Annotated in this window: 23 protein-coding genes and 1 pseudogene; 23 read left to right on the top strand and 1 reads right to left on the bottom strand. The window is 73.4% G+C overall.

Going from position 1 to position 25,407, the window contains the following annotated elements; translation table 11 throughout:
• The 21 genes and pseudogenes from ABD143_RS27790 to ABD143_RS27690 form a co-directional block, all read left to right on the top strand.
• A pseudogene (locus ABD143_RS27790) lies at positions 1-237 on the top strand (hypothetical protein); the annotation flags it as partial.
• Positions 237-2,096, top strand: a complete 1,860-nt coding sequence (locus tag ABD143_RS27785) for a peptidoglycan D,D-transpeptidase FtsI family protein (protein ID WP_343984382.1) — start codon at positions 237-239, stop codon at positions 2,094-2,096. The pseudogene ABD143_RS27790 and the gene ABD143_RS27785, both read left to right, overlap by 1 nt.
• Before the next feature lie 364 nt (positions 2,097-2,460).
• Positions 2,461-4,062 carry a UDP-N-acetylmuramoyl-L-alanyl-D-glutamate--2,6-diaminopimelate ligase gene (locus ABD143_RS27780; RefSeq protein ID WP_343984381.1) on the top strand — a complete coding sequence of 534 codons (1,602 nt, stop codon included), beginning with the start codon at positions 2,461-2,463 and terminating at the stop codon, positions 4,060-4,062.
• A gap of 52 nt (positions 4,063-4,114) precedes the next feature.
• Positions 4,115-5,536 carry a UDP-N-acetylmuramoyl-tripeptide--D-alanyl-D-alanine ligase gene (locus tag ABD143_RS27775; RefSeq protein ID WP_343984380.1) on the top strand — a complete coding sequence of 474 codons (1,422 nt, stop codon included), beginning with the start codon at positions 4,115-4,117 and terminating at the stop codon, positions 5,534-5,536.
• Between the two features lie 44 nt (positions 5,537-5,580).
• Positions 5,581-6,603, top strand: a complete 1,023-nt coding sequence (gene mraY, locus ABD143_RS27770; RefSeq protein ID WP_379659713.1) for a phospho-N-acetylmuramoyl-pentapeptide-transferase — start codon at positions 5,581-5,583, stop codon at positions 6,601-6,603.
• Positions 6,604-6,670: 67 nt separating this feature from the next.
• Positions 6,671-6,916: a helix-turn-helix domain-containing protein gene (locus tag ABD143_RS27765; RefSeq protein WP_343984391.1), complete on the top strand. Its 246-nt coding sequence runs from the start codon at positions 6,671-6,673 to the stop codon at positions 6,914-6,916.
• Positions 6,917-6,957: 41 nt separating this feature from the next.
• Positions 6,958-7,176 carry a DUF397 domain-containing protein gene (locus ABD143_RS27760; protein ID WP_343984378.1) on the top strand — a complete coding sequence of 73 codons (219 nt, stop codon included), beginning with the start codon at positions 6,958-6,960 and terminating at the stop codon, positions 7,174-7,176.
• A gap of 123 nt (positions 7,177-7,299) precedes the next feature.
• Positions 7,300-8,679: a UDP-N-acetylmuramoyl-L-alanine--D-glutamate ligase gene (murD, locus tag ABD143_RS27755; RefSeq protein WP_343984377.1), complete on the top strand. Its 1,380-nt coding sequence runs from the start codon at positions 7,300-7,302 to the stop codon at positions 8,677-8,679.
• Entirely contained in the window at positions 8,676-10,052 is a 1,377-nt protein-coding gene (gene ftsW, locus ABD143_RS27750; protein ID WP_343984376.1) for a putative lipid II flippase FtsW, read from the top strand. The genes murD and ftsW overlap by 4 nt, the downstream gene beginning before the upstream one ends.
• A complete protein-coding gene (murG, locus tag ABD143_RS27745; protein ID WP_343984375.1) occupies positions 10,049-11,185 on the top strand; it encodes an undecaprenyldiphospho-muramoylpentapeptide beta-N-acetylglucosaminyltransferase in 1,137 nt (378 codons plus the stop codon). Before ftsW ends, murG begins: the two co-directional genes overlap by 4 nt.
• A gap of 5 nt (positions 11,186-11,190) precedes the next feature.
• Complete coding sequence (gene murC, locus ABD143_RS27740) at positions 11,191-12,600, top strand: UDP-N-acetylmuramate--L-alanine ligase (protein ID WP_343984374.1); 1,410 nt, start codon at positions 11,191-11,193, stop codon at positions 12,598-12,600.
• Positions 12,597-13,391, top strand: coding sequence for a cell division protein FtsQ/DivIB (locus ABD143_RS27735; RefSeq protein ID WP_343984373.1), 795 nt, complete (start codon positions 12,597-12,599; stop codon positions 13,389-13,391). Before murC ends, ABD143_RS27735 begins: the two co-directional genes overlap by 4 nt.
• Before the next feature lie 151 nt (positions 13,392-13,542).
• On the top strand, positions 13,543-14,988 hold the full coding sequence (gene ftsZ / locus ABD143_RS27730; RefSeq protein ID WP_343984372.1) for a cell division protein FtsZ: 1,446 nt from the start codon (positions 13,543-13,545) through the stop codon (positions 14,986-14,988).
• 5 nt (positions 14,989-14,993) lie between these two features.
• The gene (pgeF, locus tag ABD143_RS27725; RefSeq protein WP_343984371.1) at positions 14,994-15,701 is read left to right on the top strand and encodes a peptidoglycan editing factor PgeF; all 708 of its coding nucleotides are present in this window, start codon (positions 14,994-14,996) and stop codon (positions 15,699-15,701) included.
• Positions 15,702-15,707: 6 nt separating this feature from the next.
• On the top strand, positions 15,708-16,478 hold the full coding sequence (locus tag ABD143_RS27720) for a YggS family pyridoxal phosphate-dependent enzyme (RefSeq protein ID WP_343984370.1): 771 nt from the start codon (positions 15,708-15,710) through the stop codon (positions 16,476-16,478).
• Between the two features lie 58 nt (positions 16,479-16,536).
• Positions 16,537-17,265 carry a cell division protein SepF gene (locus tag ABD143_RS27715; protein ID WP_343984369.1) on the top strand — a complete coding sequence of 243 codons (729 nt, stop codon included), beginning with the start codon at positions 16,537-16,539 and terminating at the stop codon, positions 17,263-17,265.
• A gap of 88 nt (positions 17,266-17,353) precedes the next feature.
• Positions 17,354-17,647: a YggT family protein gene (locus ABD143_RS27710; protein WP_343984368.1), complete on the top strand. Its 294-nt coding sequence runs from the start codon at positions 17,354-17,356 to the stop codon at positions 17,645-17,647.
• A 47-nt stretch (positions 17,648-17,694) separates the two neighbouring features.
• On the top strand, positions 17,695-18,555 hold the full coding sequence (gene wag31, locus ABD143_RS27705) for a DivIVA-like cell division protein Wag31 (RefSeq protein WP_343984367.1): 861 nt from the start codon (positions 17,695-17,697) through the stop codon (positions 18,553-18,555).
• A gap of 60 nt (positions 18,556-18,615) precedes the next feature.
• Complete coding sequence (locus ABD143_RS27700; protein ID WP_343984366.1) at positions 18,616-19,620, top strand: hypothetical protein; 1,005 nt, start codon at positions 18,616-18,618, stop codon at positions 19,618-19,620.
• 271 nt (positions 19,621-19,891) lie between these two features.
• Complete coding sequence (gene ileS, locus ABD143_RS27695) at positions 19,892-23,092, top strand: isoleucine--tRNA ligase (RefSeq protein WP_343984365.1); 3,201 nt, start codon at positions 19,892-19,894, stop codon at positions 23,090-23,092.
• A gap of 116 nt (positions 23,093-23,208) precedes the next feature.
• A complete protein-coding gene (locus ABD143_RS27690) occupies positions 23,209-23,484 on the top strand; it encodes a DUF167 domain-containing protein (RefSeq protein ID WP_343984364.1) in 276 nt (91 codons plus the stop codon).
• Positions 23,485-23,569: 85 nt separating this feature from the next.
• Here the strand turns inward: ABD143_RS27690 and ABD143_RS27685 are convergent, their stop codons facing one another.
• Positions 23,570-23,944 (bottom strand): DUF4267 domain-containing protein, encoded by a 375-nt coding sequence (locus ABD143_RS27685; RefSeq protein ID WP_343984363.1) that lies wholly within the window; start codon positions 23,942-23,944, stop codon positions 23,570-23,572.
• A 101-nt stretch (positions 23,945-24,045) separates the two neighbouring features.
• On the opposite strand from ABD143_RS27685, the gene ABD143_RS27680 reads away from it, so the two are divergent.
• Both ABD143_RS27680 and ABD143_RS27675 read left to right on the top strand, forming a co-directional pair.
• A complete protein-coding gene (locus ABD143_RS27680) occupies positions 24,046-24,627 on the top strand; it encodes a TetR/AcrR family transcriptional regulator (RefSeq protein WP_343984362.1) in 582 nt (193 codons plus the stop codon).
• 19 nt (positions 24,628-24,646) lie between these two features.
• Positions 24,647-25,405 (top strand): class I SAM-dependent methyltransferase, encoded by a 759-nt coding sequence (locus ABD143_RS27675; protein WP_343984361.1) that lies wholly within the window; start codon positions 24,647-24,649, stop codon positions 25,403-25,405.
• Positions 25,406-25,407: the final 2 nt, after the last annotated feature.

Raw genomic sequence — 25,407 nt, 5'->3', positions numbered from 1 at the left:
CCGCCCGCGCCGGCGCCCGCTCCGGCTCCGGCACCGTCCGGGCCCGGCGCGGAGCAGCCGCAGCCCCCGGTGGCGCCCGCCGAGCCCGGCCCGGCTCAGCTCGCGTCCGGGGTGGACGGCGCCCAGCAGGGCACGGAAGGCCGGCAGGCGACCGCCGGGCCGACCGTGGTGGCGCAGGGCGCGGGCGATCAGTCCACCGCCCCGGGTGCCTCCACCGCGGGCACGGGCAACGGCTGATGACCGCGGCCCCGCCCCGGCCCCGGCCTCGGGCCGCAGGCGCGGCCCGATCGCACGCACCGCGGCGCCCCGCGCCCGCGCGCCAGCCCGTCACGGGGAACGCGCTGTACAGCAGGCGGCTGAAGATCGGCAGGCTGCTGCTCGTGCTGGTGCTCGCCGTGGCCACGCTCAAGCTCATCGCCGTGCAGACCGTGCAGGCCGCTGACCTGCGCGCGGCGTCGGCCCGCCAGTCGACCACCGACATCCGCCTGCCCGCCGAACGCGGGGCCATCAGCGACCGCGCCGGCAACCTGCTCGCGTTCAGCGTGGAGGCGCGCGCTCTCGTCACGAACCCGCGGCTCATCGCGTCCACGAAGGGGGCCCAGGCGCAGAGCTATGCCGCCGAGATGGCGACCGCGGTCGCGCAGGCCACCGGCCAGAACGCGGCCGAGCTGTTCGGGCTGCTCACGAGCGACCGCGGTTACGTCGTGCTGGCCCGGCTGGTCGAGCCGGACGTCGCCACCGCGCTGCGGACCCGGTTCAAGGAGATCGCGGAGGAGCGGCGGGAGGACCGGCAATACCCCGCCGGGACGCTCGCGGCAAACGTCGTCGGCGCGGCGAGCTGGAACGCCGACGAGCGCAAGCTGACCGGCCGCATCGGGCTGGAGAGCTCGCAGGACAACGCCCTCGCCGGCTCGGACGGGCTGCGGGTGGTCGACACGGCAGAGGGCAGCAATGCGGTGATCCCGGGGAGCACGCGGTTCGAGCGGCCGGCGACTCAGGGCTCCGACGTTCAGCTGACGCTCGACTCCGACCTCCAGTACACGGTGCAGCGCGCGCTCAGCGACTACGTCACGCGCAGCGGTGCCAAGCCCACGTCCTCGGTCGTGGTGCTCGACGCGCACACGGCCGAGGTGCTCGCGATGGCCAACGCGGAGACGTTCGACCCTCGCGACCTCACCAACGCCTCACCGGAGCAGCTCGGCAACCCCGCCGTGCAGAGCCCGTTCGAGCCGGGCTCGGTCAACAAGATCGTGACGATGGCGGCGGCGCTGGAGTACGGCGTCGCGCATCCGGACGACGTGCTGACCGTGCCGGGCAGCATCCGCGTCGCGGACCGCACGATCCGCGACGCGTGGGACCACGGCACCGAGCGGTACACGCTCACCGGCGTGCTCGCGAAGTCGTCGAACGTCGGCACGATCATGACCGCGCAGAAGGTCGGCGAGGAGCGCTTCGCCGACATGCTCACCCTGTTCGGGCTCGGTAGCCGCACCGGCGTCGGCCTGCCCGGCGAGAGCGCCGGGCAGGTGCCGGCGCGGGAGTCGTGGTCGGGATCGACATTCGGCAACCTGCCGATCGGGCAGGGCCTCTCCGTCACGACCTTGCAGATGGCGGGCATGTACCAGGCCGTCGCCAACGACGGCGTACGCATCCAGCCGCGGATCATCGCCTCCACCACGGGCGCCGACGGCGTCCGTGTCGCGCCGCCGGCCCCGGATCCGGTGCGGGTGGTGTCGCCGGAGACGGCGCAGCAACTGCGGACGATGCTCACCGCCGTCACGCAGGACGCGAGCGGCCAGCGCGGCACCGGCCCGCAGGCGGCGGTGCCCGGCTACCAGGTGGCGGGCAAGACCGGCACGGCGCAGCAGGTCGACCCGGCGTGCGGCTGCTACTCGCGGTCGAAGCACTGGATAACCTTCGCCGGGATGCTGCCCGCCCAGGACCCGCGCTACGTGATCGCGATCATGCTCGACGCCCCGGCCACCGGCACGACCGCAGCACCTCTGTTCCACGACATCGCGACGTACCTGGCACAGCGCGAACGCCTCCCGGTGACCGCAGCCCCACCCCCGATCCAAACCCTGGTAGCCCCCTAGCTCTGCAACTCGCATGCACCCAGACCCCGACTCGCCTGCACCCAGACCCCGACTCGCGGGAATCGGCGCGTCACACCCGCGAGTCGGGGCGTGAGTGCGCGCGAGTCGGGGCGTGAGTGTGCGCGAGTCGGGGTGTGGGTGTGCGCGAGTCGGGGTGTGGGTGTGCGCGAGTCGCTGGAGAGTGTGTGTGAGTTGCGTTGTGCGATCACCGGGCGGAGTTGAGCGGTCACCGGCTGCCTCTGAAGTGCTTCACGGAGGGGGCTCGCCGAGTGGCCTTCGTGGTGCGCTGGGCGGTCTATTCGCGCCGTCGGTACGGGTGGTGCGCGGCTGGGGCGTTTCGGACCCGCCGGTAGCCTTTCGCGACATGTCCCCCGCCACCTCCGCGCCGGCCGCGACGGCCGCCTCGCCGCCGCGTCCGCGGCAGGTGCGGCCGGTCTCGCTGGAGGCCGTGGCGTCCGCGATCGGGCTGCCCGCGCCCGCGCCGGCCGGCGTTTCCGGGGTCAGCGTTTCCGGGGTCACGCTGCGCGCCTCCGACGTGCGGCCCGGTGACCTGTTCGCAGCGCTTCCCGGCTCCCGCGCGCACGGCGCCGACTTCGCGGCCCAGGCGCTCGCCGCCGGCGCCGCAGCCGTGTTCACCGACGCCGCCGGCGCCGCCCGGCCCGGCCACGGCCGCGTTCCCGTGCTCGTCCACCCGCGCCCGCGCGCGGTGCTGGGCTCGGTCGCCGCGCACGTGTACGGCGACCCGACGGCCAGGCTGTCGGTGCTCGGCGTCACCGGCACCAGCGGCAAGACCACCGTGGCGCACCTCGTGGAGGCCGGGCTGGCCGCCGCCGCGCGCCCGGCCGGCGTCGTCGGGACCGTCGGCACCCGGATCGCCGGGCACAAGGTGCCGAGCGCCCTCACCACTCCCGAGGCGCCCGACCTGCAGGCGCTGTTCGCGGTGATGGCCGAGCAGGGCGTCACGGATGTGGCGATGGAGGTCTCCAGCCATGCGCTGGCGCTCTACCGGGTGTCCGGCACCCGGTTCACCGTGGCCGCCTTCACCAACCTTTCGCGCGACCACCTCGACTTCCATCACTCGATGGATGAGTACTTCGAGGCGAAGGCAGCCCTGTTTGACGGCCGCGCCGAGCACAACGTCATCTGCGTCGACGACGAATGGGGCCGCCGGCTCGCCGAAGGCACCCCGGGCGCGGTCACCGTCGCCACCACCGGAGAGGCGGACTGGTGGGCCGTCGGCCGCGCCGTCGACGCCGACGGCGGCCAGAGCTTCACCGCCGTCACGCCCGACGGCACGGAGCTGGAGGTGGGGCTGCGGCTGCCCGGTGCGTTCAACGTCGCGAACGCGCTGGTGGCGCTCGCGAGCCTGGACGCCGTCGGGGTGCCCGCTGCGACGGCCGCCGCCGGGTTCGCCGACCTGGCCGTGCCGGGGCGCATGCAGCGGATCGAGGAGGGGCAGCCGTTCCTGGCGGTCGTCGACTACGCCCACAAGCCGGGCGCCGTCGCCGCGCTGCTGGACGCGCTGCGCCCGCAGGTGCCCGGCCGGCTGATCGTCGTGCTCGGCAGCGGCGGCGACCGCGACCGCGGCAAGCGCCCGACGATGGGCGCCGTCGCCGCGGGCCGTGCCGAGGTGCTGATCGTCACCGACGACAACCCGCGCAGCGAGGACCCCGCCGCGATCCGGGCCGAGATGATCGCGGGCGCCGAGGCCGGACCCGGCCACGGCGAGATCGTCGAGATCGGCGACCGGCAGGCCGCGATCGCGGCCGCGGTGGCCCGGGCGCAGCCGGGCGACGCCGTCGTCGTCGCGGGCAAGGGGCACGAGACGGGCCAGGAAGTCCGAGGCGTTAAGCACCCGTTCGACGACGCCGTGGAGCTCGCGTCGGCACTGCGTGGATCGGGTGGATCGGCGTCGGGTGGATCGGCATCGCGTGGATCGGCATCGCGCGGAACGGCACCGCGGTAGCGGGGCTCGCGCACACGAATGATCGGATACGACCGATGATCAGGACCACGGCATGATCGAGATGCGGCTGGCCGACGTCGCCGCCGTCACCGGAGGGCGGTTGCACCGCGCCGGGGGCGACGTGCGAGTCACCGCGGTCGAGTTCGACTCGCGCGAGATCGCCCCGGGCGGGCTGTTCGTCGCGCTGCCCGGGGAGCGCGTCGACGGGCACGACTATGCCGCCGCCGCGGTGGCCGCGGGTGCCGCGGCGGTGCTCGCGGGCCGGGAGGTCGACGCGCCCGCGGTCGTCGTGCCGCCGGTGGCCCGCCAGAGCGGCACCTACCTAGGCGCCACCGACCCCGACGGCGCCGGCGCCGCGGTGCTCGCCGCGCTCGCCAGGCTGGCCGGGCATTCGGTGGCCGCCCTCCCGGACACGGCGGTCGTCGGGGTGACCGGCAGCTCCGGCAAGACCTCCACGAAGGACCTGCTCGCCGCCGTGCTCGCCCCGCTTGGGCCGACGGTCGCGCCGCCGGGGTCCTTCAACAACGAGCTGGGCCTACCATGGACGGCCCTGCGCGCCGACGCCGCCACCCGCCACCTCGTGCTGGAGTTCTCCGCGCGCGGTCCCGGGCACATCGCCCAGCTCGCCCAGTCGGTGCCGCCGCGGATCGGCGTCGTGCTGAACGTGGGCAGCGCCCACATCGGTGAGTTCGGCTCGGTCGCGGCGATCGCGGCGGCCAAGGGCGAGCTGGTGGAGGCCCTTCCCGCCGACGGAACGGCCGTGCTCAACGGAGACGACCCGGCCGTCGCCGCGATGGCCGCGCGCACCGCGGCGAAGGTGGTCACCGTCGGGCGCGGCGCGAGCGCGGACGTCCGGGCCGAGGACGTCCGGCTCGACGCGGGCCGCGCCCGGTTCACGCTCGTGGCGCCGTCCGGGCGGGCAGCAGTGGAGCTGCGGCTCGTGGGGGAGCACCACGTCGGTAACGCCCTCGCGGCAGCCGCGGTGGCCCTCGAGCTGGGCGGAACGCCGGACGGGGTGGCCGGCGCCCTGAGCGCGGCCGCGCCGGTGTCGCACTGGCGCATGGAGGTCACGGACCGGGACGACGGCGTCACCGTGGTCAACGACGCCTACAACGCCAACGTCGAGTCGATGCGTGCGGCGCTGGCCGCGCTTGTCGCTATCGGCGAGGGCCGTCGCCGTACCTGGGCGGTGCTCGGCCGGATGGCCGAGCTCGGTGAGGAGAGTGCGGCGGCGCACGCGCGGGTCGCGGCCGCGGCCCGGAAGCTCGGGGTGGACGTCCTGGTGGCCGTCGGGACCGGCGAGTACCCGGGCGCCCGCCGCGCCGCGAGCGTCGACGAGGCGCTCGCCCTGCTGGACACCGGGGTCGCACCGGGCGACGTCGTGCTGGTGAAGGCGTCCCGGTCAGCCGGGCTGGAGCGGGTGGCGGAAGGTTTGCTCGCCGGCCGGACGGGAGCGGGGCTGGTGGCCCAGTGAGGGGTGTATTCATCGCCGCAGGGGTGGCCCTCGCGGTGTCGATCATGCTCACGCCGTACCTGATCCGGTTCTTCTCCCGGCAGGGCTTCGGTCAGGAGATCCGCGCCGATGGCCCGCGGACCCACCAGGCGAAGCGCGGCACGCCGACGATGGGCGGGGTCGCGATCCTGCTCGCGATCTGGCTCGGCTACGTGGTCTCGCACCTGCTCACCGGCGAGCCGATCACCGCGTCGGCGCTGCTGGTGCTGTTCCTGACGACGGCGCTGGGGATCGTCGGGTTCCTCGACGACTTCATCAAGCTCCGGCGCGCCCGCAACCTCGGGCTCAACAAGACGTCCAAGATCGTCGGCCAGGTGCTCACGGCCACGATCTTCGGCATCCTCGCGCTGCGCTTCGCCAACGCGGACGGGCTGGCGCCCGCGTCGACCAACCTGTCGTTCGTCCGGGACATCACCGTGCTGTCGTTCGGCACGCTGGGCTTCATCCTCTGGGCGAACCTCGTGGTCGCGGCGTGGTCGAACGGCGTGAACCTCACCGACGGCCTCGACGGCCTCGCCGCGGGCACGTCCGCGATGGTGCTCGCCACCTACACGATCATCGGGTTCTGGCAGTTCCGCAACAACTGCATGATCGTCAGCGCCGCTGGCTGCTACCAGGTGCGCGACCCGCTCGACGTCGCACTCGTCTCCGCCGCGGCCATGGGCGGGTGCATAGGTTTCCTGTGGTGGAACGCCGCTCCGGCCCGGATCTTCATGGGCGACACCGGCTCGCTGGCCCTCGGCGGGCTCGTGGCGGGCCTGTCGATCGTGACGCGCACGGAGCTGCTGCTCGTGGTGATCGGCGGTGTGTTCGTGGTGGAGGCGCTGTCGGTGGCCGTGCAGATCGCCGTGTTCCGCACGACCCGGCGCCGCGTCTTCCGAATGGCGCCGTTCCACCACCACTTCGAGCTGGCCGGCTGGGCCGAGACCACCGTCATCATCCGGTTCTGGCTGCTCGCCGCCATGTGCGCGGCCCTGGGGATCGGGCTCTTCTACCAGGAGTGGCTGACGGCCGCAGCCGGTCTGTAGCCCTCCATGTGAACGCGAGGGACGGTCCGAGCCCGGCCGGGTTGGGGGCGAACGGCCGGGCTCGGACCTGCGGGAGACCGCCGGGCGCACGCCGGCCGAGGCGGCCCGCGCGCTCGACTGCGTGCCGGCCAAGATCAGCCGCATCGAGCTGGGGCAGAGCGGCGTGAGGCTCGGCGACCTCCGGCTGCTGCTGGACTTCTACGGCGCCGACGCCGAGCAGGTCGACTGGCTGGTGGAGCGCCGGCCGACATCCGGAACCGGCTGCGGCAGCTGGCCGCCCAGCTCAGGGAGGGCCGCTCAGCACCCTGAGTAGGCTGCTGTCGTCAGACAGCCCGCTCATGTAAGGAGCGCCCGATGCGCCCCGACGAACCGGACCTCACCGGCGCCGCCTGGTTCAAGAGCAGCTTCTCCGGCGGCAACAACGGGAGTTGCGTGGAGGTGGCGTTCGTGCCGTCTGGCGTCGCCGTACGGGACACGAAGCAGCAGGGCCGGGGGCCGGTGCTCCTGTTCGGCGACGGCGAGTGGGCCGCGTTCCTGGCGGGCGTCGGGGCGGGCGAGTTCGGCACTCGCTGACCCATCCGTCCCGATTGGCCTTCGCGCGGACGGAGTACAGGCCGCGGAATCCGGCCGGAGCAAGGTCCCTAGACTTCCTCCCCACACCGACCGCCCTCGCGATCCGGGGAGTGCGACCGCACGATGAAGCCAGCCGACCTCGCCGGAGCGCGGGTGCTCGTGGCCGGAGCCGGGGTGTCCGGACTCGCGGCCGCAGGCGCCCTCGTCGAGCTGGGCGCCCTGGTCACCGTCACCGATGCGGTCCCCGCCCGCCTGTCCGACCTGCCGCCCGGCGCCGAGCCGGGTGACGATCCCGACGGGGTGCCGCCGGGCACCGCGCTCGTCGTCACCTCTCCCGGCCGCCGCCCCGACCATCCGCTCGTGGCCGCCGCGGCCGCCGCAGGCGCCCCGCTCGTGGGTGAGCCGGAGCTGGCCTGGTGGATCGGGCAGGCCCGCGACACCCCGCCGGTGTGGCTCGCGATCACCGGCACCAACGGCAAGACCACCACCACCGGGATGCTCGCCGCGATCCTGCGCGCCGCCGGCCGCGACGCCATGGCCTGCGGCAACATCGGCTACCCCGTGGTCGACGCCGTGCGCGCGGGCCACGACGTGCTGGCGGTGGAGCTGTCGAGCTTCCAGCTGCACTGGTCGCCGTCGATCCGGCCCTACGCGGGCTGCGTGCTCAACGTCGCCGACGACCACCTCGACTGGCACGGCACGTTCGACGCCTACGCCGCCGCCAAGGCGCGCGTGTTGCAGGCCGAAGTGGCCGTCGCAGGTGTCGACGACCCGGCCGCCGCGGCGCTGCTCGCCGCCGCGCCCGCCCCGCGACGCGTCGGCGTGACGCTGGGGGAGCCGGGGCCCGGCCAGCTCGGTGTGGTCGGCGACACGCTCGTCGACCGCGCTTTCGGCGGCGGTGACCTGGTGGAGGCCGCAGCGGTGCACCCGGGCGGGCCACCCGGGATCACCGACGCCCTCGCCGCCGCCGCGCTCGCCCGCGCCCACGGCGCGGGTCCCGACGCGGTACGGGAAGGCCTCGACGACTTCCGGCCGGGGCCGCACCGCGGCGGGGAGGTCGGCGCGGTCGCGGGTGTGCGCTTCCTCGACGACTCGAAGGCCACCAACCCGCACGCCGCGGAGGCTTCGATCGTGGCGCAGGCGCCCGCGCCGGTCGTCTGGATCGCGGGCGGGTTGCTCAAGGGCGCCTCGGTCGACGACCTCGTCGCCCGGCACGGGCGGGGGCTGCGGGCCGCCGTCGTGATCGGAGCCGACCGTAGCGAGATCGTGTCGGCGCTCGCGCGACACGCGCCCGAGGTCCCGGTCGCCGAGGTCGGAGCAGGTGACGATGGCGCGATGACCGGCGTAATGACCACCGCCGTGCGGCGTGCGGCCGCGTTCGCGCAGCCCGGCGACGTCGTCCTCCTCGCGCCGGCCGCGGCCTCCATGGACCAGTTCGCGGACTACGCCGACCGCGGGCGCGCCTTCGCCGCCGCCGTCGCCGCGCTGGACGGGGCCTCGTGAGTACTCCCCGCGAGACGCGCCCGAGCGCCGCGAAGCCGAGCGCCAAGCCCACCGCCGACGACTCCCCGGCCCCAGCGCGGGGGCTCGGCACGCGGACGCCGCGCCCCCACGGCATCCGCTTCGCGGTCGGGCGCACCGTCACCGCGCTCGGGCTGTGGCTGCGCCGCCCGCTCACGTCGCTGCACCTCGTGCTCGGCGTGTTCGGGCTGCTGACGCTGTTCGGGCTGGTCATGGTGCTCTCGGCGTCGTCGGTGGAGTCCTTCACCGCCGACGGCTCGTCGTACTCCGTGTTCACCCGGCAGCTGATGTTCTGCGTGCCCGGCCTGCTCATGTTCTGGATCGGGCTGCGCGTCTCCCCGCGCAGGCTGCGCGCCTTCGGGCCGTCGACGCTGATCCTCGGCGTTCTCGCGCTCGTGGCGGTGCTCTTCGTCGGCGACGTCCGCAACGGGTCGCGGGCGTGGTTCGCGCTGGGGTCGTTCTCGATCCAGCCGTCGGAGGCGGTCAAGGTCGCGCTGACGCTGTGGGGGGCGCACGTGCTCGTCGCGCGACGCGCCGTGATCCACCGTTGGCGATACGCGATCTCCCCGGTCGTGCCGGTCACCGCGCTGCTGCTGACCCTGCTCGTGCTGCAGCCCGACCTCGGCATGACGATCTCGCTCGGCGTCGTGCTCATCGCCCTGCTGTTCTTCGCGGGTGCGCCGATCCGGCTCCTCCTCGCCCTGAGCAGCGGGGCAATCATCGGGGCCGTCGTGCTGGCGCTCTCGGCCGAGTACCGGCTGGACCGGATCACGGCCTTCCTCTCGCCCGGCGAGACCGACCCGCTCGGCGCCCGGTTCCAGGGCAACCAGGCGCTCTACTCGCTTGCGGACGGCGGGCTGTTCGGCGTCGGGCTCGGGCAGGGCCGCGCCAAGTGGAGCTACCTGCCCAACGCCCACAACGACTTCATCTTCGCGATCGTGGGGGAGGAGCTCGGTTTCATCGGGGCGTTCGCGGTGCTCGCGCTGTTCGCGACGCTTGCCTACACCGGGTTCCGGATCGCGGCGCGCAGCAGCGACCCCTGGCTCAAGATCGTCGTCGCCACGTCGACCACATGGCTCGTGACGCAGGCAGCAATCAACATCAGCTATGTCGTGGGACTGCTGCCGGTGACCGGGCTGCAGCTCCCGTTGATCTCATCGGGAGGCACGTCCCTGGTGGTCACCATGTTCGTCTTCGGCATACTCGCCAACGCGGCGCGCCACGAACCCGAGGCCATCGCTGCCCTCAAACACAACGGCCAGGGCCGCCTCGCCCGGCTGCTGCGGCTCCCGCTGCCCGAGCCGTACCGGGCGCCCGTCCCCCGCCCACCCGCACAGAGAGGACCCGTCCGATGACGTCGGTCGTCGTCGCCGGTGGGGGGAGTGCGGGCCACATCGAGCCCGCGCTCGCCTTCGCCGACGCCGTGCGCAGGCTGCACCCCGACGTCCGGGTCACCGCGCTCGGCACCGAACGCGGCCTCGACACCGCGCTCATCCCCGCCAGGGGTTACCCGCTCGAACTGATCCCACCGGTCCCGCTGCCCCGGAGGCCGAGCCTCGACCTGCTGAAGCTGCCCGGCCGCGTGCACGCCGCGATCTCACGCGTGCGGCGGGTGCTCGACGAGGTCGAGGCCGACGTCGTCGTCGGCTTCGGCGGCTACGTCGCGCTCCCGGCCTACCTCGGCGCGCGCGGGCGCGTGCCGATCGCCGTGCACGAGGCCAACGCCAAGGCCGGCCTGGCCAACAAGGTGGGGGCGCGGTTCGCGGAGCTCGTGGCGGTCGCAGTGCCGGGCACCGGACTGGAGAACGAGCAGGTCGTCGGGATGCCGCTGCGCCGCTCGATCACCGGTCTCGACCGCGCGGCGCTGCGCACGCAGGGGCGCAAGTTCTTCGGGCTTCCGCCGCAGGGCCCGGTGCTGCTCGTCTTCGGCGGTTCGCAGGGCGCCCGCACGCTGAACAACGCCATCGCCGACGCGCTGCCCGACCTGCTGCACGCCGGGATCTCGGTGCTGCACGCGCACGGCCGGGGCGGTGAGCCCGCGCCCCCGGCCCGGGGCTACGTCGCGCTGCCGTACATCGAGCGCATGGACCTGGCCTACGCCGCCGCCGACGCGGTGCTCGGCCGCTGCGGGATGACCACGGTGGCCGAGGTCACCGCGGTCGGGCTCCCCGCCGTCTACGTGCCGCTGCCGCACGGCAACGGGGAGCAGGCGCTCAACGCCAGACCCGTTGTCGCGGCGGGCGGGGGCATCCTCGTCGACGACGCCGAGATGGACGGCGACCGGGCCGTCGACGAGCTGATCCCGCTGCTGACCAACCCACGGCGGCTCGCCGCGATGAGCCGTGCCGCGCGCGCGTCCGGGCACGGCGACGCCGACCAGCGACTGGCGCGGCTGGTGCTAGACCTCGTGCGCGGGCACGGGGGCGGGGCCGGCGACCCCGTCACCGAGGTCATCCCGATCGACCCGCGTACATGGCGCGGGAGGTGAAGGGCGTGACCGATCCAGACGTGACGCCTCTCGCCGAGCGGGTGCACCTCATCGGGATCGGCGGCGCCGGGATGAGCGGCATCGCGCGGATCCTGCTGGCAAGGGGCGCGGCCGTCTCGGGCTCGGACGCGAAGGACTCCCGCGTGGTGCTGGCGCTGCGGGCGCTGGGGGCCGACGTGGCCGTTGGCCACGACCCAGCGCACCTGCCCGCCGCGCCCGCGACCGTCGTGATCTCCTCGGCGATCCGCGCCAGCAACCCCGAGCTGGTCGCCGCCCGCGAGCGCGGGCTCCCCGTGGTGCACCGCGCCGAGGCGCTCGCCGCGCTCACCGGGGGCAGGCGCCTGGCAGCCGTCACCGGCACGGCCGGCAAGACGTCCACCACGTCGATGCTCACGGTCGCGTTGCAGCACTCCGGGTTCGACCCGTCGTTCGCGATCGGCGGCGACCTCGCCGCGTCCGGGTCGGGCGCCCACGAGGGCACCGGGGACGTCTTCGTCGTGGAGGCCGACGAGAGCGACGCGTCGTTCCTCGCGTTCTCGCCCGAGGTCGCCGTCGTCACCAACGTGGAGGCCGACCACCTCGACCACTACGGCAGCGCCGAGGCCTACGTGGCCGCGTTCTCCGACTTCCTCGGGCGGATCGTGCCCGGCGGCGTGCTCGTGACCTGCGTCGACGACCTCGGCGCCGCCGCACTCGCCCGCGTGGCGCAGCAGCGTGGCATCCGGGTGCGCCGCTACGGGCGGGCCGGCGGAGCCGACGCGCAACTCCTGGAGTTCCGCCCGGACGGCGCCGGCTCGCGGGTGGTGCTGCGCCACGACGGCGTCGAGCACCTCCTCCGGCTCGGCGTGCCGGGCGAGCACATGGCGCTCAACGCGCTCGGTGCCCTGCTCGCGGGCGTGGAGCTGGGTGCGGGCCCGAAAGTGCTACTGGAAGGGCTCGCCGCGTTCGACGGGGTGCGGCGCAGGTTCGAGTTCCGGGGCCGCGCGGCCGGGGTGGCGGTGTACGACGACTACGCCCACCACCCGAGCAAGGTGGCGGCCCAGCTGCGCGCGGCCAGGGACGTCACAGGCGGGCAGGGCCGGGTGGTCGTGGCGTTCCAGCCGCACCTCTACTCCCGCACCCGCCAGTTCGCTCATGCGTTCGGGGCGGCGCTCGGGCTCGCCGACGAGGTAATCGTGCTCGAGGTCTACGGCGCCCGGGAGGACCCGGAGCCCGGCGTGAGCGGCGCCCTCGTGGCCGACGCCGTGGCGCTGCCCCGCGAGCACGTGCGCTACGTGCCGCGGTGGGCGGACGTTCCCGCCGTCGTCGCCGAGGTGGCGGTGCCCGGCGACCTCGTGATCACCATGGGCGCCGGTGACGTCACCGTGCTCGCCCCGGAGATCCTGCTCGAGTTGGAGAAACGGGAGCAGGGATGACTCGCCCCGCGCCGCAGCGCACGCGGCGCGCGGTCGCGGAGCGCCCGGCGGCGCGGCCCCCGCGCGGCCCGGTGCGCCCGCCCCCACGGCCCGTCGACCGCGCGCTCTACCGGCGCAGGCGGCTGGCGGCGCTGCTCGCCGGGCTCGTGCTGGTTGTCGGGCTCGGCTTCGCCTGCCGCGTGCTGCTCTACGACGCCGGGCTCGCCGACGTCGAAAACGTGCAGGTGACCGGGGCCACCACGATCCCGGTCGCCGACGTGCTCGCAGCCGCGGCCGTGCAGCAGAACACGCCGCTCGCGGCCGCCGACACGGCCGCCATCGCCTCCCGCGTCGTCGCCCTGCCCGCCGTTGCCGCGGTGGAGGTCGGGCGCTCGTGGCCGCACACCGTCACCGTGGCGATCACCGAGCGCGTGCCGGTCGCCACGGCCGGCCCGCCCGGCCGCCTGATGCTCGTGGACCGCACCGGCGTCGTCTATCAGGCACCCCCGCCCGCCGGGCTGCCCCACATGGAAGGGCCCGCCACGTCCGGCAGTCCCGCGACGGTCGCCGCGGTCGCCGTGCTGGCTGCGCTGCCCGACGCCCTCCGGACGCAGGTGGAGACCGTGCGCGCGACCGTGGCCGTCGCCGGCGCACCGGGACAGGTGACGCTCGGGCTGAGCGGGAACCGCGAGGTCCGCTGGGGTGACGCCGACCGCGCGGCCGAGAAGGCCGCCGTGCTCGTCGCGCTGCTCACCCAACCCGGGCAGGTATACGACGTCACAAGCCCCGACCTCCCCACGGTCCGGCGGTAGTCTCCCCCGTGTTCCCCGGACGACGACCCGGATGGGGGCTGGCGACTGCGCGGCGCGCCTGCTGGACCGAGGCCGAAACGCGACCTAGCGTTTGCCTGCGTTGGCCCGGACCTCCGGGGACGGACCCGAGCTGGACTGGAAGGTGCGCCATATGACGCCCCCGCACAACTACCTGGCCGTGATCAAGGTCGTCGGCATCGGTGGCGGCGGCGTGAACGCCGTCAACCGCATGATCGAGGTCGGCCTGAAGGGCGTCGAGTTCATCGCGGTGAACACGGACGCGCAGGCCCTCCTCATGTCCGACGCCGACGTCAAGCTCGACATCGGGAGGGAGCTGACCCGCGGTCTCGGGGCGGGCGCCAACCCGGAGGTCGGGCGCAAGGCCGCCGAGGACCACCGTGAGGAGATCGAGGAGGTCCTCAAGGGGGCCGACATGGTCTTCGTCACCGCGGGCGAGGGCGGCGGCACGGGCACGGGTGGGGCGCCGGTCATCGCGTCGATCGCGCGCAAGCTCGGCGCGCTGACGATCGGCGTGGTCACCCGCCCGTTCACGTTCGAGGGCCGGCGGCGCGCGAACCAGGCCGAAGAGGGCATCCAGTCGCTGCGCAACGAGTGCGACACGCTCATCGTGATCCCGAACGACCGGCTGCTGCAGCTCGGCGACGTGGGCGTCTCGCTGATGGACGCCTTCCGCTCCGCCGACGAGGTGCTGCTCTCCGGTGTGCAGGGCATCACGAACCTCATCACCACGCCCGGCCTGATCAACCTCGACTTCGCCGACGTCAAGTCCGTGATGTCCGGGGCGGGCAGCGCCCTCATGGGCATCGGGTCCTCCCGAGGTGAGGGGCGGGCCATCCAGGCGGCGGGCAAGGCGATCAACTCGCCACTGCTCGAGGCGTCCATGGACGGCGCGCAGGGCGTGCTGCTCTCCATCGCGGGTGGCTCCGACCTCGGCCTGTTCGAGATCAACGAGGCCGCCTCGCTGGTGCAGGAGGCCGCGCACCCCGAGGCCAACATCATCTTCGGCACGGTGATCGACGACTCCCTCGGCGACGAGGTGCGGGTCACGGTCATCGCTGCCGGCTTCGAGGCGGGCGGGCCGACGCACAAGAAGCTGGAGCCCACCGCGTTCCGCTCGCCGGAGAAGCCGTCGTCGGGGGTGATCGCGCCGGGTGTGAGCGGCAGCACCTCCACGGGCAACGGCCACGGCAACGGCTCGGCGCCCCAGGAGCCGGCGCGGCCCGCGGCTCCGGCGCCCGCCGCCGCCTCGTCCGGCGGCACCGCGCCGCCGCCGAGCGCGCCTGCTCCGGCACCGGCGCCCGTCGCATCGCCGCACCAGTCCGGCACGCTGCCTCCCGCCGCGCCGTCGCCGGGATCGGTTGCCGCCTCCGGAGCTCCATACGCGCCGCCCGCGCCGCGCCAGCCGGCGATGGCACGCCGGGAGTACGGCTACGACACCACGGAGCCGGTGCGCCAGCAGCCGTCGCCCGCGGCGCCGCCCACCGTGGTCGAGCGGCCCGCCCCGAACTACACCCAGCCGATGGACGCCGTGGACCTCGACGACGACGTGGACGTCCCCCCGTTCATGAAGCGCTGAGCCGCGTGCGCGTCCGCCGCGTCGTCAGTACCCGGGAGGGCGGTCGCTCACGGGCTCCGTACTCCTCGTTCAACCTGTCCGCCGGCGTCGGCGACGACCCGGCGGCCGTGGCCCTCAACCGCGGCAGGTTGCGCCAGGAGCTCGGCGTGCCGGTGGTGTTCCTCGGGCAGGTGCACGGCACGCGGGTCGAGACGGTCGAGGCCGCGCCCGGACCGGACGCACCCGACGTCCCGGACACCGACGCCGCCGTCACCGCGGTTCCCGGCATCGGGCTCGCGGTGCTCGCCGCCGACTGCGTGCCGGTGCTGCTCGCCGACCCGCAGGCCGGTGTCGTCGGCGCCGCCCACGCCGGGCGGGTGGGTGCCGCGTCCGGCGTGCTGCCCGCCACCGTCGCCGCCATGGAGGCGCTGGGCGCCCGCCCGCCGAACATGGAGGTGCTGCTCGGCCCCGCCATCTGCGGCGGCTGCTACGAGGTGCCCGCCGCGATGCGCGCCGAGGTCGACGCCCAGCTACCGGGCAGCGCCGTGCGCACTCGCCGCGGCACCCCCGGCATCGACCTCAGGGCAGGCCTGTACCACCAGCTCGTCGAGCTCGGCGTCGGGCGTATCGGCGGCGACCCCCGCTGCACCCTGGAGAGCCGCGAGCTCTTCAGCCACCGCCGCGACGCCCGCACCGGACGGCAGGCCGGGATCATCTGGCTCGACTCACGCTGAGACCCTGTGGCTGTGGGCGCGGACCGGATTGACAACCAGGTGGACGACCAGAACGACCGCAGGGCCGAGCTGGCGGAGCGGCTCGCTGCCGTCCGCGCCCGCATCGCGGCCGCGTGCGTCGCCGCCGGCCGGTCACCCGATGAGGTGGCTCTGCTGGCCGTCACGAAGACGGTGCCCGCCGCCGACGTCGCGCTCCTGCTCGACCTGGGCGTCACCGCGCTCGGTGAGAACCGGGTCCAGGAGGCCGCCGCCAAGGTGCGGGAGGTCGCGCGACTGCGTCCCGACGCGGCGCCGCGCTGGCACGTGGTGGGCGGGCTGCAGCGGAACAAGGCCCGCGAGGTGGTCCGCTGGGCCGACCGGGTGGAATCGGTGGACTCCGAGCGCCTCGCCGACGCCCTCGACCGTGCCGTACGGCGCGAGCAGGAGACCGGTCGGCGAGCAGGCCCGTTACCCGTTCTTGTCCAGTTCAGCGTCGACGGCGACCCGGAACGGGGTGGCGTGCCCCGCAGCGGCCTCCTGCAGCTCGCCGAACACGTCGCCACGTGCGCCGGGCTGCAGCTCGACGGGCTGATGGCCGTGGCGCCGCTCGGCGCGGACCCGGATGCGGCATTCGCTGAGGTCGAGTCGGCCGCTGACCTGCTGCGCTCGGAGTTTCCGCAGGCCAGGACGTTGTCGGCGGGGATGAGCGGAGATCTGGAGGCGGCCGTTCGCCACGGATCGGTGGTCGTGCGTGTCGGAACGGCTCTTGTGGGGGAACGACCGATAACCTCGCGGTGATGGTTCGGTCGCACGGGCAGCGGCCGGCCGTCGAGGGCAGTCGATGATGGGAGCGCGAATGGGCGCGATGTACCGGCTCAAGGCCTACTTCGGCATGGTGCCCGCCGAGGAGATGGGCGCCTACGTCGACGACTCCGCCGCCGACCGGTACGCGGACCATCGCCGGCCCGAGCGCACCGTTCGCGAGTACGCCGACGAGCGCTGGGACGACCGCTTCACCTACGACGACGAGCCGGAGCGCGCCGACCGGTTCGACCGGCCGGAGCGGATGGACCGCCACGAGCGGCCCGACCGGACCGACCGGACCGACCGCTACGACGACGACCGGGACCGGCGCCCGCCGCGCCCGATGGTCCCCGAGCGGCCGCGCGCCGGTGGCGGGCCGGGCCCGTCTGCGGTGCGGGGGGCGCTCGCCATCGACCCCGAGTCCGTGCTGCGCGAGCCGGTCCGTCCGGTCCCGTCCGTGGTCCCTGAGCAGCGGGAACGTCCCGTCGCAGGCGCCGCTGCGCTCGCCCGCATCACCACGCTGCAGCCCCGTAGCTATCGCGAGGCCCGCACGATCGGCGAGCGCTACCGGGCCGGCCAGCCCGTGATCATGAACCTCACCGAGCTCGACGCCGCGGAGGCCAAGCGCCTCGTGGACTTCGCCGCCGGGCTCGTCTTCGCGCTCCACGGCGGCTTCGACAAGGTGACCAACCGGGTCTTCCTGCTCACTCCCGCCGACGTCGAGGTCTCCGCCGACGACGCCAGGATGCTGGCCGAACGGGGCATCCTCCGGGCCGACTAGACGGCCTGGTGGCAGCCCCGTGACGGGCCGGTGACGGCTCGGCGCGCACGGGGACGGGGGCAGGTGAGGACGACTACGATCCGGGGCTGTGCCCCTCGCCATCCAGTTCGTCCTCTACTACGTGCTCTTCTTCTTCTGGCTCCTGCTGATCGGCCGGATCGTGGTGGAGCTCGTGCGCAGCTTCGCGCGCCAGTGGGTGCCGGCGGGCCCCAGCGCAGTCGCTCTCGAGCTGATCTTCACAGCCACCGACCCGCCTGTGAAGTTGTTGCGGAGAGTGATCCCCGTCGTTCGAATCGGCGGCGTGGGACTGGACCTGTCGATTATGGTTCTACTGCTGGTGGTGTTCATACTGATGAACGTTGCCCAGCCGACGCCGATGTGAGCCCCAGTCACACGGTGCCGCCGCCGAGGACTGCATGAGGTGATCCGATGCCGCTGACGCCCGCCGACGTTCACAACGTCGCGTTCAGCAAGCCCCCTATCGGTAAGAGGGGGTACAACGAGGACGAGGTCGACGCGTTCCTCGACCTGGTCGAGGCCGAACTGGCTCGCCTGATCGAGGAGAACGAGGACCTGCGCGAGCAGGTTTCTCAGCTCGAGCAGCGCCTCGGGAACGCACAGGCCGATCTGGAGGACGCGCGTGCGCGCCCACCTGCGCCGATGTCGGCGCCGGTGTCGCCGCCAACGCAACAGATCCAGCGTCCTGTCGAACCGCCGCCCATGCGGATGGAGCCACCGCGAGGCATGGGTGGACCGCTGGGCGACACCGGTGAGCAGGGCGACCACCACGTTCAGGTGGCCAAGGTCCTGAGCATGGCCCAGGAGATGGCAGAGCGGCTCACCGCCGAGGCCAAGTCCGAGGCCGACGCGATGCTCACCGACGCGCGCACCAAGTCCGAGCAGCTGCTCTCGGAGGCGCGCTCCAAGTCCGACGGACTCGTCAACGACGCCCGCGCGCGGGCCGAGACGATGCTGAACGACGCCCGTACCAGGGCGGAGACCCTGGAGCGGCAGTCGCGCGACAAGGCCGCCACGCTGGTCGGCGAGGCCGAGCGCAAACAGGCCGAGATCATCGGCACGATCACGCGCGACAAGTCCGTGCTCGAGAAGAAGATCGACGAGCTGCGCACGTTCGAGCGCGAGTACCGCACCCGCCTCAAGACATACCTGGAGTCCCAGCTCAGGGACCTAGGGGAGCGCGGGTCGGCTGCTCCTGCCGACAGCCGGGCCAGCTCCAACGGCGGGTATGCCGCCACCGGCTACGGCCAGCGCGCCGACGCCGGGAGCTGAGTCCGAACTACCCGGGGGGTGCGCCGGAGACGTGCCGCACCTCCGCACACGGAGTGAATCGTGCTGCTGCTGGTCCTGATCCTCGTCCTGATCGCCTTCAGCCTGCTGGTTGTGGCGCTGTTGTCCGGCAGCGTCCTGTGGGCCTGGGTGTCCGTCGGCGTCAGCGTTGCCGCCGCGGCGGTGCTGCTCATCGACTATCTGCAGCGCCGCAGCGCGGTGAAGGCCGGTGCCCAGGCCGGCGCGGTCTCCGCGCCGCCCATGACCGGCTCCGCGGACGTGGAGCCGGTCACGGAGGTGCTGCCGGTGATCCCCCGGTCCGGTGCTCCCGCGGCCGGGGACGAGGCCGTGAACGGTGACCAGCAGGACTCCACCGCCGTGTTCGATCAACGGGCGGACTCCGCGCAGACCGTCGTGATGCCGGTCGTGCAACCGTCCGCCTCTACTGATCGACCGTCCGGCGCTTCTCACGGAACTACCTCATCGGGCGGTGATTCATCACCGACCGTAACCACCGGTGGGCCCAGTCGTTCACCATCGGGTCCTCGATCAGGTGAGGCGGCTGACGCGCCCGCTGCCCCGGACGGCGGCGCGGGCAGCGCCACGGAAGCGGCCTCGGTGAGCCCGGCGAGCGAGAAGCCGGCCGCCGGCGCCGGCGCTGGCGCTGATGCCACCGTCGCCGTGGACGGCAACGGCACCACGCCCGAGGCCTCGGCTCCGGCACAGGAGCCGGCCGCCAAGGAGGTCGGCGCGACCAGTGCGACCGGTGCGACCAGTACGGCCGGTGCCGCGGGAGAGGCCGCGGGCGAGCCCGAGGGCGCCGCAGCCGACGCCGACCCACCGGAGGAGCCGCACGACCCGGCGGCAGCCGCGGTCGTGGCCGGGCTCGACAACGAGGTGCTGGTGATCGACGAGCAGCCGCGCTACCACGTCCCCGGCTGCCGGGCACTCGGCGGCAGGGCGCTGATCCCGCTGCCCGCGCGCGAGGCCGTGGAACTGGGCTTCACGCCGTGCGGCTGGTGCAGCCCCGAGCGCACCCTCGCCGCGCAGCACGCCGCCGCGCGCTGAGAGCACGGCCGGGCCGCGGAATACCGGCTGGCACGCGGGCGCTAGGCTTGATGTACAGGCACCGATCCGGCCATCACCGGGGAGCCTCCGGAAGAAACGGGTACCACACCCGGAGTAGAACCGGACGGGAGCGGCCCGTCACAGCCGTCCGATGAGAGGTCCTCCGTTGGCGTACGCGCCGGGGAGGGCAAGCGGGGTGGTACCGCGGCGCTCGCCAGAGCTTCGTCCCCGTGCCGGCAGCACGACGAGCCACGCACGAGGAGCACCACCGATGTCCCAGTCGGCGTCCCAGCCCGGTTACCCCACGGTCCCCGCGCACCCGTCGTTCCCCGCCATGGAGCACGAGGTCCTCGACGCGTGGCAGGCCGACGGCACGTTCGCCGCCTCCGTCGAGGCGCGTCCGACGGGCGAGAACGGCAGCAACGAGTTCGTCTTCTACGACGGCCCGCCGTTCGCCAACGGCCTGCCGCACTACGGCCACCTGCTGACCGGCTACGTCAAGGACGTCGTGCCGCGCTACCAGACGATGCGCGGCAAGCACGTCGAGCGCCGCTTCGGCTGGGACACCCACGGCCTGCCCGCCGAGGTCGAGGCCGAGCACCAGTTGGGCATCAAGGACAAGTCCGAGATCGAGGCGATGGGCGTCGCGGCCTTCAACGAGGCCTGCCGCACCTCTGTGCTGCGCTATACCGACGAGTGGCGCGAGTACGTCACCCGCCAGGCCAGGTGGGTCGACTTCGACAACGACTACAAGACGCTCGACCTGGACTACATGGAAAGCGTCATGTGGGCCTTCAAGACCCTGTGGGACAAGGGTCTGGTCTACCAGGGCTTCCGCGTCCTCTGGTACTGCTGGCACGACGGCACCCCGCTCTCGGCCACCGAGACCAAGATGGACGACGTCTACCTCGACCGGCAGGACCCCGCCGTCACGGTGGGCCTGCGCCTCTCGACCAGCGACGAGACCCGTGGCGAGGAGATCGACCCCGGCGACGAGCTCGACGGGGCGCTCGCCCTCATCTGGACCACCACCCCGTGGACGCTCCCGTCGAACCTCGCGATGGCCGTCCACCCCGACGTCGACTACGTGCTGGTCCGCGCCGAGTCCGGCGAGCGCTACGTCCTTGCTGCGGCCCGGCTCGCGCACTACGCGCGTGAGCTCGGCGAGGAGCCCGAGGTGCTGCGCACGCTGAAGGGCACCGAGCTGATCGGCCGGTCCTACAGCCCGCCGTTCGACTTCTTCGCCGGCTGGGAGAACGCCCACCGGATCCTCGCCGCCGACTACGTCACGACCGACGACGGCACCGGCATCGTCCACATCGCGCCGGCGTTCGGTGAGGAGGACAAGGTCGTCACCGACGCGGCCGACATCGAGGCCGTCGTGCCGGTCGACACCCGCGGCGAGTTCGACTCGCGGGTGCCCCCGTACGAGGGCATGCAGGTGTTCGACGCGAACGCGCAGATCATCCGCGACCTGCGCGACGGCACCGCCCCCTACGTGCAGGGTGTGCTGCTGCGCCACGAGACCTACGACCACCCGTACCCGCACTGCTGGCGCTGCGGCAACCCGCTCATCCAGCGTGCGGTCGACTCATGGTTCGTTGAGGTCACGAAGTTCCGTGACCGGATGGTCGAGCTGAACCAGCAGATCACGTGGGTGCCCGAGCACGTCCGCGACGGGCAGTTCGGCAAGTGGCTGGAGGGCGCCCGCGACTGGTCGATCTCCCGCAACCGGTACTGGGGCAGCCCCATCCCGGTGTGGGTGTCGGACGACCCGGCCTACCCGCGCACCGACGTCTACGGCTCGCTCGACGAGCTGGAGCGCGACTTCGGCGTGCGGCCCCACGACCTGCACCGCCCGTACATCGACGAGCTGACCAGGCCCAACCCCGACGACCCGACGGGGCGCTCGACCATGCGCCGGGTGCCGGAGGTGCTCGACTGCTGGTTCGAGTCGGGCTCGATGCCGTTCGCGCAGGTGCACTACCCGTTCGAGAACCGCGACTGGTTCGAGCACCACTACCCGGGCGACTTCATCGTCGAGTACAACGGGCAGACCCGCGGCTGGTTCTACACGCTGCACGTCCTGGCCACGGCGCTGTTCGACCGGCCGTCGTTCCGGTCGTGCGTCGCGCACGGCATCGTGCTGGGCGACGACGGGCTCAAGATGTCGAAGTCGCGGCGTAACTACCCCGACGTCAACGAGGTGTTCGAGCGCGACGGCTCCGACGCCATGCGCTGGTTCCTCATGGCGAGCCCGATCCTGCGTGGCGGAAACCTGGTCGTCACCGAGCAGGGCATCCGCGAGGGCGTCCGTCAGGCGATCCTGCCGCTCTGGAACACCTGGTACTTCCTGTCCCTGTACGCGGGGGCGGCGGGCCGGCAGGGCAGCTTCCGCACCGACTCGACGCACGTACTCGACCGGTACGTGCTCGCGCGCACCGCGGCGCTCGTCGACGACGTCACCGCGGCCATGGACGTCTACGACATCGCCGGCGCCTGCGAGCGGGTGCGCGACCACGCCGAGGCGCTCACCAACTGGTACGTGCGGCGCTCACGAGACCGGTTCTGGGAGGGCGATGCCGACGCGATCGACACCCTGCACACCGTGCTGGAGGTGACCAGCCGGGTCGCCGCGCCGCTGCTGCCGCTCACCATGGAGAAGGTGTGGCAGGGCCTCACCGGCGGGCGGTCGGTGCACCTGGCCGACTGGCCGTCGTCGGGGGAGCTGCCCCACGATCCCGCGCTGGTCGCAGCCATGGACCGGGTGCGGCAGGTGGCGTCGTCGGCGCTGTCGCTACGCAAGGCCCGCGGGCTGCGCGTGCGGCTTCCGCTCGCCCGGCTGACCGTCGCCGCTCCCGACGTGGAGGCGCTCGCCCCGTTCACCGACATCCTCCGCGATGAGGTGAACGGCAAGGAGGTCGTGCTCACCACCGACGTCGCCGAGTACGGCCGGTTCGACGTGGCCGTCAACGCGCGTGTAACCGGGCCGCGGCTGGGTGGGGACACGCAGAAGGTGATCCGCGCGGTCAAGGCGGGGGAGTGGGCGCGGGGCGACAACGGCACGATCACGGCCGCCGGGATCGAGCTGCTCGAAGGCGAGTTCACCGAGAAGCTCGTGGCAGCCGACCCTGTGTCCACGGCCGCGCTGCCGGGCTTCACCGGACTCGTCGTGCTCGACACCGTGGTCACCCCGGAGCTGGCCGCCGAGGGGACGGCCCGCGACGTCGTGCGGGTCGTGCAGCAGGCGCGTCGCGAAGCCGGGTTCGAGGTGTCCGACCGGATCGCGCTCACCCTCAACGGCCCGGCCGCCGTGCTCGACGCCGTGCGCACCCACGAGGAGTTCGTGGCAGGCGAGGTGCTGGCCACCTCGGTGACCTACACCGAGGTGCCGGACCCGACCCTGACGGGCCAGGTAACAGCCCCCGACGGCTCGACCGCCGAGATCCGCACCCTGGTAGCAAAGTCCTGACCCCCGCGAGTCGCCGCAAAAGTGCGAGCGAGTCGCCGGAGAACTGCGAGCGAGTCGCGCGGAAAGTGCGAGCGAGTCGCTGAAAAGCTGAGCGCGAGTTGCGGGCGTGTCGCGGCGTGAAGGTCGCCATCCGCGTCCGGCCGGGGGCGCGCGCCGAGCACGTCGGCGGGCGCTGGGACGGCCCGCGCGGCCCCGCGCTGCTCGTCTCCGTGCGGGCACGGGCCGTGGAGGGCGCGGCCAACACCGCGGTGGTCGCGGCGGTCGCGGCGGCGTTCGGGATCCGGCGGGCCGATGTCGAGCTCGTCTCCGGGGCCCGTGGCCGGGACAAGGTGCTGGCGCTCACCGGCGACGAGCCCGCTCTGCGGGCCCGTCTCGTCCAGCTCCTGGCCTAGAACTTGTCCTCAAAGAGCCCAGCGACTCGCTCGCACTTTTCCAGCGACTCGCTCGCAGTTTCGCAGCGACTCGCGGGGGTGGGGGTCAGAGGAGGAACAGGGCTGCGGCCACCAGGACTGCCACGCCCGTTGCTCCGTGCATGCCGTATGCCAGGCGCTTGCTGCCTCCGCCCCGCAGCACGATCACCGCGTCCGCGAACGGGGTGACGGCGGCGGCCAGCAGCAGCCAGCCCACCACCTGCGTCTGCCCGAGCGCGAGCGGCACCAGGATCACGAGCCCGGACACGATGTCCCGCACGCCCTTCACGTTGAGCCAGCCGTTCGCGCCCTCGGCTGGCCACTCGCGCAGGCCGAACGTGCTCGCGCTTGCTTGTGGGGCCAGGAGGTAGCGCGTCCCGATCAGGATGATGCCGACCCCGATCACGCAGGCGAGGACGGTGGCGGCGATGGTGACGAACATGTACTCCTCCGATTTTCTATCAATCTCCTAGCACTGCTAGCAACGCGGTCGACGCTAACACGAGCGCCGCTCGACCCGCTAGCGGTGCTAGATTTGCTGTCATGTCCGTGCAGCAGCGCCGCGAGCGCGAGCGTGCCCGCCGCCACGACCTGATCGTCAGCGCCGCCCGTGAGCTGGCCGAGGCCGAGGGGTGGGACGCCGTCACCACCCGGCGGCTGTCGGAGAAGATCGAGTACAGCCAGCCCGTCCTCTACAGCCACTTCTCCGGCAAGGACGCGATCGCCGCCGCTGTCGCGCTGGAGGGTTTCGCCGAGCTGGCGGACGCGCTCGCCTCCGCCCGCACCGGCGCAGGCGCCCCGCGGGAGGCCCTGGCCCGAGTCTTCGCCGCCTACGCCGCGTTCGCCTACGCCAACCCCGCGCTCTACGACGCCATGTTCACCCTCGCCACCGACCTGCCGTTCGCGCAGCCCACCACGCCGGCACCGCTGCAGGCCGCGTTCACGCAGTTCTACGAGGTGCTCGCACCGCTGGTGGGCGACCGCGAGGCGGGCACGTTCACAGAGGTTGCCTGGAGCGCGCTGCACGGGCTGGTGACGCTCGAACGCGGCGGCCGGCTGTCCGTGGGCCGGCGGGACGAGCGCCTTGAGCTGCTGGTGGAGCAGTTCCTGATCCCACTGGGATGACGAGGGCATACTCGGCCCGGTGGGTGAGGCAGCGGCGGTCTGGGCGGAGCGTCAGGAAGGCCGGGGCGTCCCGCCGGAGATCCTGGCCAAGGCGGACACGAACCCGTGGCACCACGAGGTCCGCGACTTCGCCGCACCTACGGAGCCCGTCGACACCCCGTCCCGGCGCGCGGCCCTCGAGCTCCTCGGGACCGGTGGCACCGTGCTCGACGTGGGCTGCGGCGGAGGGGCGGCGGCGTTCGCGCTGGTCGAGCGCGCCACCCACGTCACAGGGGCCGACCAGCAGCAGGACATGCTCGACGCCTTCGCCACGGAGGCGCAGGCCCGCGGGGTGCCCCACCGCACGGTTCTCGGGCGCTGGCCGGACATCGCGGCCGCCGCGGGCACGGCCGACGTGGTGGTTTCCCACCACGTGCTCCACAACGTTGTCGACCTGCCGCCGTTCCTGCTCGCGCTCACCGCGGCGGCCGGGCGCGGGGTTGTCGTCGAGATGATGGGCGAGCACCCGATGGCCTGGCTCGACCCGCTCTGGGAGCGGTTCCACGGCCTGCACCGCCCGCCGTCCGCCACCACGGACGACGCCGTCGCGGTGCTGCGGGAGCTCGGGATCGAGCCCGCGGTGTGGCGGTGGGAGCGCGTCGCCCCTCCACGGCAGGACCCGGTGTGGGTGACGCGGCGGCTGTGCCTTCCCGCGACGGCCGTGCCCGAGGTCGGCGCAGCGCTCGACGGCCTCGTCCGGCCACGGCTGGCCGCCACACTCTCCTGGCCCGCCGGCTGAGC

Origin of the sequence: Pseudonocardia aurantiaca (assembly GCF_039526725.1) — a bacterium.
In the GTDB taxonomy this organism is placed as follows: Bacteria; Actinomycetota; Actinomycetes; order Mycobacteriales; family Pseudonocardiaceae; genus Pseudonocardia; species Pseudonocardia aurantiaca.
This window is presented reverse-complemented; position numbering and strand designations above follow the sequence as displayed.

Excerpts from the sequence above, each read along its gene's own strand:
- ABD143_RS27785 (WP_343984382.1), top strand. The coding sequence starts at position 237 with ATGACCGCGGCCCCGCCCCGGCCCCGGCCTCGGGCCGCAGGCGCGGCC.
- ABD143_RS27780 (WP_343984381.1), top strand. The coding sequence starts at position 2,461 with ATGTCCCCCGCCACCTCCGCGCCGGCCGCGACGGCCGCCTCGCCGCCG.
- ABD143_RS27775 (WP_343984380.1), top strand. The coding sequence starts at position 4,115 with ATGATCGAGATGCGGCTGGCCGACGTCGCCGCCGTCACCGGAGGGCGG.
- mraY (WP_379659713.1), top strand. The coding sequence starts at position 5,581 with ATGCTCACGCCGTACCTGATCCGGTTCTTCTCCCGGCAGGGCTTCGGT.
- ABD143_RS27760 (WP_343984378.1), top strand. The coding sequence starts at position 6,958 with ATGCGCCCCGACGAACCGGACCTCACCGGCGCCGCCTGGTTCAAGAGC.
- murD (WP_343984377.1), top strand. The coding sequence starts at position 7,300 with ATGAAGCCAGCCGACCTCGCCGGAGCGCGGGTGCTCGTGGCCGGAGCC.
- murG (WP_343984375.1), top strand. The coding sequence starts at position 10,049 with ATGACGTCGGTCGTCGTCGCCGGTGGGGGGAGTGCGGGCCACATCGAG.
- ABD143_RS27735 (WP_343984373.1), top strand. The coding sequence starts at position 12,597 with ATGACTCGCCCCGCGCCGCAGCGCACGCGGCGCGCGGTCGCGGAGCGC.
- ftsZ (WP_343984372.1), top strand. The coding sequence starts at position 13,543 with ATGACGCCCCCGCACAACTACCTGGCCGTGATCAAGGTCGTCGGCATC.
- ABD143_RS27715 (WP_343984369.1), top strand. The coding sequence starts at position 16,537 with ATGGGCGCGATGTACCGGCTCAAGGCCTACTTCGGCATGGTGCCCGCC.
- wag31 (WP_343984367.1), top strand. The coding sequence starts at position 17,695 with ATGCCGCTGACGCCCGCCGACGTTCACAACGTCGCGTTCAGCAAGCCC.
- ileS (WP_343984365.1), top strand. The coding sequence starts at position 19,892 with ATGTCCCAGTCGGCGTCCCAGCCCGGTTACCCCACGGTCCCCGCGCAC.
- ABD143_RS27685 (WP_343984363.1), bottom strand. The coding sequence starts at position 23,944 with ATGTTCGTCACCATCGCCGCCACCGTCCTCGCCTGCGTGATCGGGGTC.
- ABD143_RS27680 (WP_343984362.1), top strand. The coding sequence starts at position 24,046 with ATGTCCGTGCAGCAGCGCCGCGAGCGCGAGCGTGCCCGCCGCCACGAC.